Origin of the sequence: Streptomyces sp. NPDC087263, assembly GCF_044744645.1 — a bacterium.
GTDB lineage: Bacteria > Actinomycetota > Actinomycetes > Streptomycetales > Streptomycetaceae > Streptomyces.
The window spans coordinates 187,595-201,669 of record NZ_JBIUYT010000003.1; the positions used below are offsets into that span (position 1 = coordinate 187,595).

Sequence of the window (14,075 nt, forward strand, 5' to 3'; positions counted from 1 at the left end):
GGGCGGTCCAGGTCGAGCGCGCGTTCGGCGGCCAGCTGGATGGCGCTGATGCCGCCGGTGAGGACGAGATACATGACGCCGGACGCGAAGAAGACGGAGAAGAAGTCGAAGGTGGAGGAGGCGAGTTGGGTGCTGCGCAGGGTCAGTTCCTGGACGGCGATGAAGGAGGCGAGTGAGGAGTTCTTGAGTGTCGTCACGGCCTCGTTTCCGAGAGCCGGGACCATGAGGCGTACCGCCTGCGGAGCGATGACACGCCTCATGGTCACGAGCGGCGTCATCCCGAGCGCCTGGCCGGCGACGACCTGGCCCTTGTCCACCCCGAGTACGCCGGACCGGAAGACCTCCGCGATGAAGGTGGCCTCGTTGGCCGCGAGCGCGAGCCCCGCCGCCGTCAGAGGGCTGAGCGTCAGACCAAGGTGCGGCAACGCGTCGTAGGCGAAGACCAGTTGGAGGATCAGCGGGGTGCCGCGGAAGATGATCGTGTATCCGCGCGCCACCGCGGACAGCGACCGGTGCCGGGACAGCTGCATACTCGCCAGGACGAAGCCGAGTACCAGGCCGCCGAGCAGCCCCAGCGCGGTCAGCTCCAGGGTGACCAGGATGCCCTGCAGCAGATACGGCAGTTCGAGGTAGTGGAGGAACCGGTCCATCAGCCGGTCACCAGCCGCGGCGCCTCCAGGGTGCCCGTCTCGAGCGACCACTTCTTGAGCAGTTTCGTCTGTGTGCCGTCCTTCTGGATCTCCACGAGAGCGGCCTTGATGGCGTCGCGGAACTGGGTCTTGCCCTTCGGTACGGCGATGCCGATGGAGTAGGGCAGCGTCACGGCGGTCGCCTTGCCCAGCTCGTCCGGGTGCGCCTCGACCGCCTGGGTCACCGTGTTGACGTCGTTGATGTAGGTGTCCGCGCGGCCGGCGAGGATGGCCTGGATGCACTGGGCGTTGTTGTCGTACAGCTGCACCTGCGGAGCCGGACGGCCGGCTTCCTTGCACGCGCCGGCCAGGTTCTGGACGAGGGGCACCTCGACGAACCCGGTGTTGAGCGCGGCGGTGGCTCCGCACAGGGAGGTGTTGATGCCGGTGAGCTTCTTCGGGTTGCCCTTCCGGACCAGCACCCCGTCGTAGACCTTCGAGTAGGTGACGAAGTCCGCTGCCTTGGCCCGTTCCTCGGTGGCGTAGATGTCGGAGATGACGAGGTCGGCCTGACCGCTCTGCAGCGTGGGCAGCAGTGCCGGGAAGGCAACTGGCTTGTAGTCGAGCTTGAAGCCGAGACAGTTGCCCAGAGCCGTGCCGAGATCGATGTCGAACCCGACGTATCTGCTCGGATCGTTGGGGTCGAGCGCCTCGTAGCCGGGCGTGTGCGGATTGAGCGCGTTGGTGAGTGTCCTGCCCACGAGATCCGGGTCGGCGGTCTGTAGTCCCTTGCAGGCGGGCGAAGCGGAGGTGGCGGGCGAGTCCGCGGAGTTCGACGTCGACCCGGCGCCACAGGCCGTCAGGAGGGTGAGGGAGGCGGCGGACGCCGCGGCTATCGGCAGAAGGGGGCGCATGGGTGCATTCCTCTGGTTCGTTGGAGGAGGTGAGGTGAATGGTCCGATGGTCGGACCAAGTGGCGCTCACCCTATGAACGCCTCACGGATGCGTCAGTAGCCACGCACAAAACGTCATGGCGTTCTTACGGGGACGCAACAAACCCCGCCGTCACAGAGGTCCCGGACACCCAGAGGAAACTGGACCGTTGCCGAAAAGGTGGCGTTCGGGAAATCCCGGACGCCGTCCGGGACGACGGCCCACATTGCCGCGTGCTGTCCGTCGGGGTCGGCGCCCGCCCGCCTCCCGGCCACCTGTGCGGCGCGGCGGAGAACCGTAGGAGCCAAAGATCCTGTTCAGTCCAGATGACCTTGCCGTCGGCGGTGTAATGGGTCCACCAGCACTGGGCGAGGTGGGCGACGAGGACAAGCCGCGTCCGCCCTCGTCGGTGATGGCCGCACGTCGCAGATGGGGTGAGGTACTGCTGGTGTCGGACACTTCGCAGATCAGGCTCTGGCACGGGGCATGCGCACCCGGATGGGTCCGGTGGCATGTCGAATGGCATGGGTGATCAGTTCGCTGAGCATCAACTCCGTGGCGAAGCCGAGCTCGTCCAGGTCCCCTTCGGACAACTGCCGGGTGAGGGCGGCCCGTGATCCGTTCCTCCGCGGATCGGGGCACGGCCGTCGTCGTTCCTCGTCAATTCCGAGGAGCGGCTCAGCGGTGCGTCATCCCACCGCGCGGATTCCGTACGGGCGCCCGTCCTTGCCGGCCCCTGCCATTCAGCATCCTCACATCCTGGCTCTCGGCACAGGTCACGCGCAGGCCAACCGGCGTCGGAAGAACAGGAGCGCGCAGACCGAACAGATCCGGGCTGCCACCGCTCCGCCGAACCGGCCCGTGACCAGGAGAGTGCCATGACCGGCGTATCCACGCTCGACAGCCCCCCACTGTCGACCGCCCCCACCCGCTACACCGTGACCCTCGCCCGCGACGAGGACGACGTCCGCGCCGTACAGCGGCTGCGTCACGAGGTGTTCGCGGGGGAGATGGGCGCCCTGCTGACCACCCCCCAACCGGGTCTCGACATCGACGTCTTCGACGCCTACTGCGATCACCTCATGGTCCGTGAAACGGAGACCGGTCAGGTCGTCGGAACCTACCGCCTGCTGCCGCCCGAGCGGGCCGCCGTCGCCGGACGCCTCTACTCGGAAAGCGAGTTCGACCTCGGCCCGCTGGCCGCCATCCGCTCCGGGCTCGTCGAGGTCGGCCGCTCCTGCGTGCACCCCGACCACCGCGACGGCGCCGTCATTGGTCTCATCTGGGCCGGGATAGCGCGCTACATGGTCGAGGGCGGCCACGAGTGGCTGGCCGGCTGCTGCTCCATCCCGCTCGCCGACGGCGGCCCGCTCGCCGCGGGCACCTGGGACCGGGTCAAGGCCAAGCACCTCGCGCCCGAGGAGTACCGCGTACGGCCGCTGCTGCCCTGGAGCGCCGAGGGCGTCGCCCGGCCCGCGCGCACCGAACTGCCCCCGCTGCTGCGCGGCTATCTGCGCCTCGGTGCCTGGGTGTGCGCGGAGCCCGCGCACGACGCGGACTTCGGTGTCGCCGACCTGTATGTGCTGCTGTCGATGCGCAAGGTCAACCCGCGCTATCTGCGGCACTTCCTCTCGCTCGTACCGGCCTGATGAACGCCTCCCGCACCGGCGTCATAGGCGCCGCCACCCGCAACGGGGTCCTCCGCGCGTCCCGGGTGGGTGTGATCCTGCGCCCTCGCCGTGACACGGCGGCGCTCGTCAACCCGGCTGTCGCCAAGGCGGCCCTCCCGGCCGGCACCACGAAGGTGCCGTCGCCTCGCCGGGCCGACGTACGGCCGGTCACCTTCCGGCCCGTCCGGACGCCCACCAGCGCCTGGCTGCCCAGCGCCCCGTGCACCCCGCGCCGCTGCGTGGACTCCACGGGGTCGACGGCCGCCGTACCGCTCGCCGTACTGCGGCTGGCCACGCTCCTGTTCGTGCTCACCTTCGGGATCGTGCTGATCCCGGTCGTCGGCAGGATCCAGGCCGCGCCGCGCGACCGGCTCATCAGGATGTGGTGCCGGACGATGGTCCGGGCCGCCGGCGTGCGCCTGCGGATCACCGGTTCCCCTCCTCCCGCCGGCGGCCTGCTGGTGGTCGCCAACCACATCTCCTGGATGGACATCCCACTGCTCGCTGCGGTCCGTCCCGGGCGGATGATCGCCAAGGCCGAGATCCGGCAGTGGCCCGTGGCGGGCGCGCTGACCGCGAGCAGCGGCGCGCTGTTCATCGAGCGCGACCGGCTGCGCGCACTGCCGCAGACGGTCGCGCGCATCGCGGACACCCTCCGTGCCGGGTCGACGACGGTGGTGTTCCCCGAGGGCAGCACCTGGTGCGGCCGGGCACAGGGCTACTTCCGGCGGGCCGTGTTCCAGGCCGCGCTCGACGCCGAGGTGCCCGTCCAGCCGGTACGCATCCACTACCGCCTGGCCGGGGGAGCGGCGAGCACCGCGCCCGCGTTCGTCGGGAGCGATTCCCTCCTCACCTCGGTGTGGCGTGTCGTCGCGGCCCGAGCCCTGGTGGCCGAGCTGGACCTGCGACCCGTACTCGCACCGGGCGACCACAGCGACCGCCGTGACCTGGCCCGCGCGGCGCAAGGAGGACTGCGGTCACCGGGTCCGCACGCTCATCCCTACGGGGATTGAGAGAGCGCGCGAGAGAAAGGGCCGTCGTGCTCCGTGGGGAGTACGACGGCAGGGCCTCAGGCCGCCGTCAGTCCCGCTACCCGGGCGAGCCTCCGGTACGAGTCCAGGAGGGCGTCCCGGTCGTACGTACTGGTGGTGACCAGGACTTCCTGGGCGCCGGTTTCCTTGATGAGGGTTTCCAGGTCGTGGGCCACCTGTTCCTCCGTGCCGGTGATGTGACCGGTGAGGCCGGACTCGTAGAAACTCCGCTCCTTGGGGGTCATCGGCAGGGCCTCGACCCGTTCGGCGGGCGGCAGGGGCGGGAAGGTGCCATGGGTGCGGGAGTACGCCATCGACCAGGCCTCCGGGAGGAGCAGGCGGCGGGCGTCCTGCGGGGTCGCGGCGACCGCGATCGTGCCGGAGATCACGACGTACGGCTCCGGGGCCCAGAGGGAGGGGCGGAACGTCTCGCGGTATCGGTCGATCCCGCGCCGCATCCTGTCGCGGTCCCTGAGGTCGCCGATGACCATGGGCAGGCCGGCCCGCGCCGCGATGGTGGCGCCCTCGCCCATGGCGAGTACGAAGGGAGGCACGGTCAGGCCTTCGGAGGGGCGGGCGTGGACGCCGGTCGACGACGTGCCGCGGAACCAGTCGAGGAGTTCGGCGAGCTGTGCCGCGAAGTCCTCGGCGTCGTCCTTCTCCCGGCCGAGCGCCTTGCGCACCCCGTCCGTGAAGCCGACGGAACGGCCCAGGCCCATGTCGATCCGGCCGGGAAACAGGGACTCCAGGACGCCGAACTGCTCGGCCACGACCAGCGGTTGGTGGTTCGGCAGCATCACGCCGCCGGTGCCGACCCGGATCGTGCGGGTGGCGGCGGCGACCGCGGCGGCCAGTACGGTCGGGGCGGAGCCGGCGACTCCCGGCACGCCGTGGTGCTCCGCGACCCAGAACCGGTGATAGCCGAGCGCCTCCAGGTCCTGAGCCAGCCGTACGGTGTCCCGCAGGGCCTCGGGAGTGGCGTGCCCTTCACGGGTGCGGGAGCGGTCGAGCACGGAGAAGCGCACGGCTTCAGGGCGCGGCCCCGGTGCGGCGGGCGGCTGGTGCGGGCTCGGCATGAGTGCTCCGGCGGAGTTCGGTCGTTGTCGTCGTCAGGGACGTCAACCACGGATCTCCGCCGGAGCTTCCCGGCTGCCGACCCCCAGATCTGGGGTTCGGCAGCCAAGAGTCGGCCCTTACACCTGGGGTTCGGCCGCCAGGAGCTGCGTCGCCGCGAGTTCCCGGTAGAGCTCGTCGTCGTCGACGAGGGTGCGGTGGGTGCCGATCGCGCGGACGTCACCGTGTTCCAGGACCACGATCTGGTCGGCCCCGGTCACCGTGGACAGCCGGTGCGCGATGAGGAGGACCGTGCACTGCCCGGCGGTACGGCCGACCAGTTCGCTCAGTGCCTGCTCGTTGCGGGCGTCGAGCTGGGCCGTCGCCTCGTCGAGCAGCAGTACCTGGGGGCGGCGCAGCAGGGCGCGGGCGATGGCGAGGCGCTGGCGTTCGCCGCCGGAGAGCGTGACGCCGCGCGGGCCCACCGCCGTGTCCAGGCCCATGGGCAGGCGGCCCACCAGGCTGTCGAGGCGAGTGACGGCCAGAACCTCGGACAGCTCCTCGGCGGTCGCCTCGGGCGCGGCGTAGAGCAGGTTCTCGCGGAGGGTGCCGGACATGACGGGGGAGTCCTGCTCGACGTACGCGATACGGCGTCGTACCTCGCCGCGCGGCAGGGTGGAGATGTCCTGGCCGCCGATCCTGATCGAGCCCGCGGTCGGCTCGTAGAAGCGCTGGAGGAGCGAGAAGAGCGTGGTCTTGCCGGCGCCCGACAGACCGACCAGCGCGGTCTGGGTGCCGCCGGGGACGGTGAAGCTCACGCCGCGCAGCGCCGGGGGGCGGCCGGGGTAGGTGAACTCGACGTCGGTCAGCTCGATGTCCGGCGGCGGGCCGAAGGCGGTGACCGCGGGGAAGTCGATGTCGTCCTCGATCGGCAGTCCGGTGGCCTCCTGGATCCGGCCCACCGCGCCGAGCCCCTGCTGGAGCTGGGCGGCGCCGCCGACGAGTTGGGAGACGGGACTCGCCAGGAAGAACACGTACAGCAGGAAGGCGATCAGCTCGGAGACGGACATGGTGCCGTTCGCGACGAAGGCTCCGCCGACGCCGAGTACCACGAGGAACGCGGTCTGGATGGAGGCGCCGCCGACCATCGTGACCAGGGCGCTGTAGCGGGCGCCGACCAGTCCGGCCGCGTACGCCTCGTCGACCGCCTCCTCGGCGGCACGTGTCTCGCGGCCCTCGGCGCCGTTGGCCTTGACCGTGCGGGCCGCGCCGAGGGTGCGGTCGAGCACCGCGCCGACCGCACCGACGGACGTCTGCGAGCGGGCCACCGCGGCCTTGATCCGCGGCAGGATCATCGTGATCACGATGCCGACCAGGCACAGGACGAGGAAGGTGACACCCAGCAGGCGTACGTCCAGCGTCGCCATCATGAACAGGGCCCCGGCGAAGGTCAGTACGCCGTTCACCGTCATGATCAGGCCCTCGGTGGCGGCGCTCTTGAGGAGCGTGCTGTCGGAGGTGACGCGGGCGATGAGGTCGCCGGGCGCCCGCTGGTCGAGCTCGGAGACCCGCAGCCGGATCAGCCGACGCACCAGACCGGTCCTGACCTCCCGGACCACCCGTTCCGAAGTCCGTTGCTGGAGCCAGGCGTTGATCCCGGTGAGCACGGCGCCGGCGGCCAGGAACGCGGCGAGCAGCGCGACCGGCTCGGCCACGTCGACGCCCTTGTCGAGCCGGTCCAGGATCGCCTGGGCGAACTTCGGCTGGACCAGACCCGAGAAGCTGGCGAGGAGTGTGAGCACGAGGGAGAGGAACAACACCCGCCAGTGCGGCTTCGCGTAGCCGATGAGGGCGCCGAACGAGCCGGAGGGGGTGCCTGGTTGGGCGGTGGACGGGCTGTTCTCGGTCATGCGCCTCGTACTCCGGTCGCGGCCACTTCGGCCAGCAGTGTTTCGAGCCGGGTGGCGGCGGCCGCGCTGCCGCCCGCTGCCCGGAAGGACTCCCCGATCTCCTCGGCCACCTTGCGGTGACCGCCGGAGGGGTCTAGCACGGTCTCGACCGCGGCAGCGATCTTCGCCGCGTCGGCCCGCCCGAAGCGCAGCCGTACGCCGGCTCCCGCGTCGACGACCTGACCGGCCACGATCGGCTGGTCGTCCCGGATGGGGGCGACGACGAGGGGGACGCCGTGCCACAGCGTCTCGCAGACCGTGTTGTGTCCCGCGTGGCAGACGACGGCGTCGAGCCGTTCCAGCAGGGCGAGTTGTGGCACGTGCGGGCGCACCAGGATGTTGTCGGCGACGGGGCCTTCGACGACCCCGCCGGGATCGACGAGCACGGCACGTACCCGGTCCGCCATCCCGGCCAGCGCCGCCACGGCCGTGTTGAGGAAGCGGACACCCGCGTCCGTGTTCGCCGTGCCGAGGCTGACGAGGACGGTGGGCAGCGTGGACTCCTCCAGCCAACTCCACGGAAACTCGTCGGGACTTGCCGGGCGGGCGGCTATGGACGGGCCCACCAGCCAGACCTGGTCGGGGAGTTCGGCCGGGCCGAGCAGTGCGCGTGTGGTGAACGCGAGAACGCCGTGCGGCGAGAAACGGGGATCCGCCGTGCCCGAGCCGTCCGCGATCCGTGCGCGCAGGTCCGCCAGGAGTCCGTCCAGCCAGGCCGCGACCTTGGGCATGCCGGCCAGCGGGTCGATCAGTTCGGCGGAGGTGGTGGCCGAGGTCACCCAGGTCAGTCCCAGGGACTCGGCGATCAGCGCGCCCGCCACCGCCTGCTGGTCGCTGACGATGACATCGGGACCGTACGCCTCGATCGCCGCGCGCACGCCGGGTGCCATCGCGTCCGCGAGCGGGATCAGGAAGCTCTCCCAGAGGAACTGGAAGGCGGCGGGGCCCTTGAGCTCGGCCGGCCGGGACAGTGTGTCCTCGGGCAACGCACACGGGAACACGACGGCGTCGGCTCCCGCGAGGCTCCGGATCAGCTCGGGGTGACCCGCCCAGGCGACGTCGTGCCCGCGGGCGGCCAGCGTCGCCGCGGTGCCCACCGCCGGGTTGATGTGCCCGACCAGCGGAGGCACCACGAAGAGGAACCTGCCCATCTAGCGGGCCTCCCGCAGGGCGTGCGTCTGGCTGAACAGCCAGTCGCGCACCAGGACATACGTCTCCTTGGTGGCTTCCACCAGCACCGAGTGACCCCGGTCGGGCAGCACGACGGTACGGCAGTCCGCCAGTGAGGCCTCCAGCATCGCGGTCTGTGCGGAGAGCTTCGACGCACCGCCGAAGATGGCGAATACCGGGCAGCGGATCGCGGAGAGGTCCTCGTCGATGAGGTCGCTCCGCGGGATCTCCTGGGCGAGGTCCGTCTCGTCGAGCACCCTGCCCGCGGCCCGGAACGGCCGGGCGTTGCGCTCGCCCGGGTTGTCCCGCAGCCACTCGGTGACCTCCTGGACCACCAGGCCGCCCTGTTCGCCGACCAGGCCCTCGTACATGCTCTGTGCCCAGGGCCGGGCGGGCGGTTCGGCCTCGATGGCGACGACGCTGGCGACCCGCTCGGGGTGCGCGGCGGCCATGCCGTACGCGACGGCGCCGCCGAAGGAGTTGCCGACGAGGTGAACCGGACGGTCGATGGCGAGCGCGTCGAGGAGCTCGTCCAGGTCGGTGACGAAGTCCTCGATCCGGTAGCCGGTCGCCGGTCTGGTGGTCTTGCCGTGCCCGCGCAGGTCGTACATCACGACGTCCATGCCTTCTTCGGCGAGCTGCGGGGCGAGGCTGAAGTAGTAGCTGGCGAGGCTGTCGATGAGCAGACCGTGGATGAGGACGACGACGGGACGCGGCACGTCACCGGTGTGGCCCAGACGCTGGACGTGGACGTCGATTCCGTTGACGTGGATCGTGGGCATGGTCAGCCCACCTCCGCGACGGCGAGGGAGCCCACCACGTAGCCGACGAGGTCGCCGACGGTCAGGGCGATTATCTCTTCCAGGCCGCGGTCGGCTATGAACGCGGCGAAGTTGACGCGCTCGCCGTAGAACTCGCGCAGCTGGGCGGAGAGCGTGACGAGGTCGATGCTCTCCAGCTCGAGGTCGTCGTGGAAGGACGTCTCCAGGGTGATCTCGGCGTCGTCGAGCCCGTACTCCTCCAGCACGGTGCGCAGGATGGCCGAGATGTCCGCCAGCGCGGTCGCCTCGTCGGGGGCGGCCAGGCGCACGGTGCCTTCGAGTTCGGTGAGTTCAGTGGTCATCTGCGTTCTCCTGATCATTGACGGCCGTCCAGGCGACGACGTACTCCTTGCCGGGTTGGCCGGCCGGCTGGGGGGTGGTCAGCTCGCGATACCGCACGAGGTACTCCTCGCCCGCGGTGCGTACGGTCAGCAGGGCGCCGTCCGCCGCGGTGATCTCGAACTGTTTGGGCTCGCCGCCGAGTCCGGTGCCGCGCGCCTTTGCAACGGCTTCCTTGGCGGCCCAGAACCGGGTGAACCAGAGTCGCTCCGGGGTGTCCTGGGAGAGTGCTCGGAGCAGTTCGCGCTCGTGCGGGGTGAGCGCGACGACGAGGGTGCCCTCGGGGCGGTCGGTGATCTCCTCGATGTCGATGCCGCAGGGCCCGTCGGTCCTGGCCATCGCCACCGCGGTCTCGCCGCGGTGGGCGAGGGAGACGTGCAGCGCGGGCAGGGTCTTGCCATAGCCGCCGGTGACGAAGGGCTTGCCGGTCGGGTCGTTGCCGACCCGCAACTCGGCGGGGAAGAGCGGGCCCGCGCCGCCGTCCCACATCAGGTGGCGCACCGCGTCCTTGACCGCGATCCGTCCCAGCAGCCACTGGCGTCGGCCTCGCGGTGCGTGGGTCGCGTACTGCTCGCGCTCCTCGCCCGCCAGGACGTTCCGCATGATCAGTTCACGGGTGGCCAGGTCCGGCCACTCCTCGTGGACCAGCGCCCAGCCGCCGGGCTGCATCAGGGAAAGGGTGTTGAGCTCGGGCTCCCGGTCCACCGCGCGAATCCGCGGATTGCTGTCGAAACGGCGGTCCTGCCAGCCGGTGAACTCCGCCCACACCTGGCCCTGGTGGACCAGCTGCATATCCGCTTCGAGGGCGGCATCGGTGACGGACGTGATCTTGATCAGGCACTCCAGCTCCTCGCCGGGGGCCGGATGCGGTCCGTGGAAGCGGATCTCCTTCATGCCTACCGGGAACACCGTGGTGCGGACCGGAAGTCTGGACATGATCCAGTAGCCGAGCAGCTGCCCCACGTTGTCCAGCAGCGCGCCGGGCGCGGGCGGGGTGACGAGGAGGCCACGCACATGCCGGTCGCCGACGGCCGTCAGCTCGCTCACACCCTGGAACCGCGGCCCGTGGAACATCCAGCGGCGGGTGTAGAGCTCCGCCGCCGTCAAGTCGGGCTTCTGTTCCTGTGCGGCGGGGAAGGTCCAGGGTGCGACGGGCGTGAACTGCCCGTGATCGGGGGCGAGTTCGACGACAGCCTTCGCGTAGGGGCCGAGCGAGGCGGTGACCCGGTCCGGGCCTTCGGGCACGATCCGTACCGGGATGTCGACCGACGGGGTGGCGGTGACCCACTGGTTCAGCTGTACGTCGTGGACGGCCACCGCGCGCCGACCGGGCGCGGCCTGCTCGGCGAAGTCCATGAGGTGGGCGATCACCGTGGTGCCGGGGACGACGGGCCAGCTGTCGGCCGGTTCGGCCTGGGCGGGCTGCTTGAAGAAGCAGTGGTCCAGGAGGTACGGCATGGTCTCGACGGAGACGTGGAGGGTGGTTTCGAGAGGTTCGGGAGGGTGGACGGGACGGGGTCGGGGATCCGCCTCGGCCGGGTGGACGGCACGAGGCCGGGGAACCGGAACGGCGGGGGCGGAACGGCCGGGCGCGGCAGTGCCGGGTCTGCGTCGGCTCGCCGTCACCACGTCCGAGGCGAGTGCGCTGGCGTCACGCAGAAGTGCCGTCAACTCCGCACCCAGGGCGCCCTGTTCGCCGAGTCCGGCCAGGTCCAGGCTCGTCTGCGGAACGGGCGTCCGGTGCAGTGCCGCTCCCACCCGCCGACGCGTCTGCGTGTCGAGGGAGACCGACGCGCCCCCGAGGTCCAGCTTGATGGGGCGGCTCCGCCGCACAGGAGCCGCGGTCTTGGCCGCGCCGAGCAGCAGTGCCGGCTGCGGCTCCGCACCGTCCGCCCACAACGCGCTCACCACGCGGTGCAGTTGGGGAAGCCCCGAGCGGTGCGGCGAGTGCGCGGGGACGACCAGGTGGTCGCGCCCGTTGAGCGTGTCGTCGATGAGCGAGCCGAGCTGGCCGGCCCCGAGCTGGACGAAGGCCCGGAAGCCCGCCGCGTACATGGTGTCGACCAGCGGCCGGAAGCGGACCGGTTCCAGCAGATGACGGACGAACAGGGCGCGGATGGCGTCGGGTTCGGCCGGGTAGGGGGCGACGGTCGTCGCGGACCACAGGGGCAGCTGTGCCGGGTGCAGGGAGTAGGTCTCCGCCGCCTCCCTGATCGGATCCAGATACGGCTTCAGCATGGGCGTGTGGAAGCCGGAGCGGAACGGCAGGATCTGCGAGATCACCGCCCGGGCACGGAACCGCTCGACGAGTTCGGTGACGGCGGTCTCCGGGCCGCAGATCATCGACTGGTTGGGCGCGTTGTCGTGCGAGAGCACCACGTCACTCTGGCCGGACAGTTCCGCGAGCACCTGCTCCGCCGGGGCGCCGACCACGGCGAAGGCCAGCCCGGGGACGCTCAGCGAGTCGGGGTCGAAGCCGGCGAGGAAGGCGTCGACCTCGTCCGGCGCGTGGATCCCGGCGGCGGCCATCGCCGTCCACTCGCCGAGGCTGTGTCCGGCGAGCGCGTCGGGGACGACACCGAGCCGGCGCAGCGCGGTGTCCAGGAGTCGGCCCAGTTCGAAGACGCCGGTGCCCTGGCGGCCCACGTCTCCGACGGTGGCCTCGGCGACGGCGGTGAGCCCGAAGTGCCGTGCGATGTCCGCGGAGTTGGGCGTGAACTCGGCCTCAAGGCCCGGGAAGACGAACGCGAGCTTCCCGCCGCCGGGGCCAAGGAGCGGGCGCGGCACGAACCACACGTCGTTGCGGCCGCGCCAGCCCTTGCCCTTGGCGACCGCCTTGCGCGCCAGCGCCAGCCGCTTCGCCGTGGGTCCGACGATCGCGAGCCGTACCGGGTCGGAGCCCGACGCGACCGCACGCTCGTCGAGACCGGCCGCGAGGACCGTGGCGTCGTCGCGGTCCAGCAGCGCGGCCATCGCCTCGGCGGTCGGCGCGGTCAGCCGCAGCACCGGCTCCGGCTCGTAGACCTCGGTGAGGCTGGCCACCGGCTTCGCCGCGACCTGTTCGATCACCACATGCGCGTTGATGCCGCCGAACCCGAAGGCGTTGACGGCGGCGCGGCGTACGGGCTGCCGTTCGTCGGCCTGCCACGGGCGAGCGGTGTCGATCGGGGTGAACCGGGTGCGGGCCAGCCCCGGATGCGGGTCCTCGCAGTGCAGGGTCGGCGGCAGCACGCCGTGATGGACGGCGAGCGCGGCCTTGACGAGCCCCGCGACGCCCGCGGCGGGCATGGTGTGCCCGATCATCGACTTCACCGAGCCGATGACGGCGGCCGGCCGGTCCGCGCTCACCTCCTCCGGCGGCGGCCCGAACACCTCGGCCAGCGTGGTGAGTTCGGTCCCGTCACCGGCCGGGGTGGCGGTGCCGTGCGCCTCCAGGAGCCCGATCGAACCGGGCGCCGCCGGGTCGAGCCCGGCGGCCTCCCAGGCCTGCCGTACCGCGCGGACCTGGCCGCCGGAGTCCGGGGCCATCAGACTGGTCGTACGTCCGTCGGAGGCGATGCCGGTCCCGGTGATGGCGGCGTAGATCCGGTCGCCGTCGCGCTCGGCGTCGGCGAGCCGTTTGAGGACGACGACGCCGGTGCCCTCACCGATCAGCACACCGTCCGCACCCTTGTGGAACGGCCGGATGCGCTCGCTCGGCGAGAGCGCCCCGAGCTGGCTGAACACACTCCAGAAGGTGATGTCGTGGCAGTGGTGCACCCCACCCGCGAGCATCACGTCGCAGCGCCCGCTGGCGAGTTCACGCACCGCCTGGTCGACGGCGATGAGCGAGGAGGCACAGGCGGCGTCCACGGTGTACGCCGGACCGCGCAGGTCGAGCCGCCCGGCCAGCCGGGACGCGGCCAGGTTGGGCACGAGCCCGATCGAGGACTCCGGCGCCTCGGGACCGAGCCGGTCGGTGAACGCCTGCCGTACCGCTTCCAGTTGGTCGGCGCCCAGGTCGGGCAGCAGCTCGCCCAGGGTCCGTACCAGCTGGCTCGCGGTGCGGACCCGCTGGTCGAGCCTGACCAGGCCGGGGGTGAGGTAGCCGCCCCGGCCGAGCACCACGCCGATCCGGTGCCGGTCGACGGGCAGCCGGTCCGCGCCCCCCGCGTCGGCGATGGCCTGCGCGGCCACCTTCAGCGCGATGAGCTGGTCGGGCTCGGTGGCCGGCACCGCGGCCGGCATGATCCCGAACTCGGTGACGTCCACCTCGGCCAGCTCGTCCACGAAGCCGCCGCGTCGGCAGTAGACGCGGTCGGCGCGCGGCTCGGCGCCGGGAGCGTAGTGCTCCTCGACGTCCCAGCGGCCCGGCGGGACCTCGGTGATGGCGTCGGTGCCGGCGACCAGGTTCTGCCAGTAGGTGGCGAGGTCGGGGGCGCCGGGGAAGAGCACCGACATCCCGACGATGGCGATGGGTTCGGCGCGTGATCCTGTCATC

Annotated in this window: 9 protein-coding genes and 2 pseudogenes; 2 read left to right on the forward strand and 9 right to left on the reverse strand. The window is 71.4% G+C overall.

Going from position 1 to position 14,075, the window contains the following annotated elements; translation table 11 throughout:
• Positions 1-35 precede the first annotated feature (35 nt).
• The 3 genes and pseudogenes from ACIPC1_RS10155 to ACIPC1_RS10165 all read right to left on the reverse strand — a co-directional run.
• A pseudogene (locus tag ACIPC1_RS10155) lies at positions 36-650 on the reverse strand (amino acid ABC transporter permease); the annotation flags it as partial.
• On the reverse strand, positions 650-1,543 hold the full coding sequence (locus ACIPC1_RS10160) for an ABC transporter substrate-binding protein (RefSeq protein ID WP_402515178.1): 894 nt from the start codon (positions 1,541-1,543) through the stop codon (positions 650-652). The pseudogene ACIPC1_RS10155 and the gene ACIPC1_RS10160, both read right to left, overlap by 1 nt.
• Positions 1,544-1,869: 326 nt before the next feature.
• A pseudogene (locus ACIPC1_RS10165) lies at positions 1,870-2,179 on the reverse strand (ATP-binding protein); the annotation flags it as partial.
• Positions 2,180-2,440: 261 nt separating this feature from the next.
• On the opposite strand from ACIPC1_RS10165, the gene ACIPC1_RS10170 reads away from it, so the two are divergent.
• A complete protein-coding gene (locus tag ACIPC1_RS10170; protein WP_402515180.1) occupies positions 2,441-3,211 on the forward strand; it encodes a GNAT family N-acetyltransferase in 771 nt (256 codons plus the stop codon).
• Positions 3,212-3,438: 227 nt separating this feature from the next.
• Entirely contained in the window at positions 3,439-4,245 is an 807-nt protein-coding gene (locus ACIPC1_RS10175; RefSeq protein ID WP_402516270.1) for a lysophospholipid acyltransferase family protein, read from the forward strand.
• 56 nt (positions 4,246-4,301) lie between these two features.
• Here ACIPC1_RS10175 and ACIPC1_RS10180 read toward each other — a convergent pair whose 3' ends face one another.
• The 6 genes from ACIPC1_RS10180 to ACIPC1_RS10205 all read right to left on the reverse strand — a co-directional run bounded on the left by ACIPC1_RS10180 (position 4,302) and on the right by ACIPC1_RS10205 (position 14,074).
• Entirely contained in the window at positions 4,302-5,339 is a 1,038-nt protein-coding gene (locus tag ACIPC1_RS10180; RefSeq protein ID WP_402515182.1) for an LLM class flavin-dependent oxidoreductase, read from the reverse strand.
• A 117-nt stretch (positions 5,340-5,456) separates the two neighbouring features.
• Complete coding sequence (locus ACIPC1_RS10185; RefSeq protein WP_402515184.1) at positions 5,457-7,226, reverse strand: ABC transporter ATP-binding protein; 1,770 nt, start codon at positions 7,224-7,226, stop codon at positions 5,457-5,459.
• Complete coding sequence (locus tag ACIPC1_RS10190; RefSeq protein ID WP_402515186.1) at positions 7,223-8,416, reverse strand: glycosyltransferase; 1,194 nt, start codon at positions 8,414-8,416, stop codon at positions 7,223-7,225. The genes ACIPC1_RS10185 and ACIPC1_RS10190 overlap by 4 nt, the downstream gene beginning before the upstream one ends.
• A complete protein-coding gene (locus ACIPC1_RS10195; RefSeq protein WP_402515189.1) occupies positions 8,417-9,217 on the reverse strand; it encodes an alpha/beta fold hydrolase in 801 nt (266 codons plus the stop codon).
• Positions 9,218-9,219: 2 nt separating this feature from the next.
• The gene (locus ACIPC1_RS10200; RefSeq protein WP_402515192.1) at positions 9,220-9,558 is read right to left on the reverse strand and encodes a phosphopantetheine-binding protein; all 339 of its coding nucleotides are present in this window, start codon (positions 9,556-9,558) and stop codon (positions 9,220-9,222) included.
• Positions 9,548-14,074 (reverse strand): beta-ketoacyl synthase N-terminal-like domain-containing protein, encoded by a 4,527-nt coding sequence (locus tag ACIPC1_RS10205; RefSeq protein ID WP_402515193.1) that lies wholly within the window; start codon positions 14,072-14,074, stop codon positions 9,548-9,550. The genes ACIPC1_RS10200 and ACIPC1_RS10205 overlap by 11 nt, the downstream gene beginning before the upstream one ends.
• Between the last annotated feature and the right edge of the window lies 1 nt (position 14,075).

Bases quoted from the DNA above. Each gene is read 5' to 3' on its own strand.
- ACIPC1_RS10160 (WP_402515178.1), bottom strand. From the start codon at position 1,543: ATGCGCCCCCTTCTGCCGATAGCCGCGGCGTCCGCCGCCTCCCTCACC.
- ACIPC1_RS10170 (WP_402515180.1), top strand. From the start codon at position 2,441: ATGACCGGCGTATCCACGCTCGACAGCCCCCCACTGTCGACCGCCCCC.
- ACIPC1_RS10180 (WP_402515182.1), bottom strand. From the start codon at position 5,339: ATGCCGAGCCCGCACCAGCCGCCCGCCGCACCGGGGCCGCGCCCTGAA.
- ACIPC1_RS10185 (WP_402515184.1), bottom strand. From the start codon at position 7,226: ATGACCGAGAACAGCCCGTCCACCGCCCAACCAGGCACCCCCTCCGGC.
- ACIPC1_RS10190 (WP_402515186.1), bottom strand. From the start codon at position 8,416: ATGGGCAGGTTCCTCTTCGTGGTGCCTCCGCTGGTCGGGCACATCAAC.
- ACIPC1_RS10195 (WP_402515189.1), bottom strand. From the start codon at position 9,217: ATGCCCACGATCCACGTCAACGGAATCGACGTCCACGTCCAGCGTCTG.
- ACIPC1_RS10200 (WP_402515192.1), bottom strand. From the start codon at position 9,558: ATGACCACTGAACTCACCGAACTCGAAGGCACCGTGCGCCTGGCCGCC.
- ACIPC1_RS10205 (WP_402515193.1), bottom strand. From the start codon at position 14,074: ATGACAGGATCACGCGCCGAACCCATCGCCATCGTCGGGATGTCGGTG.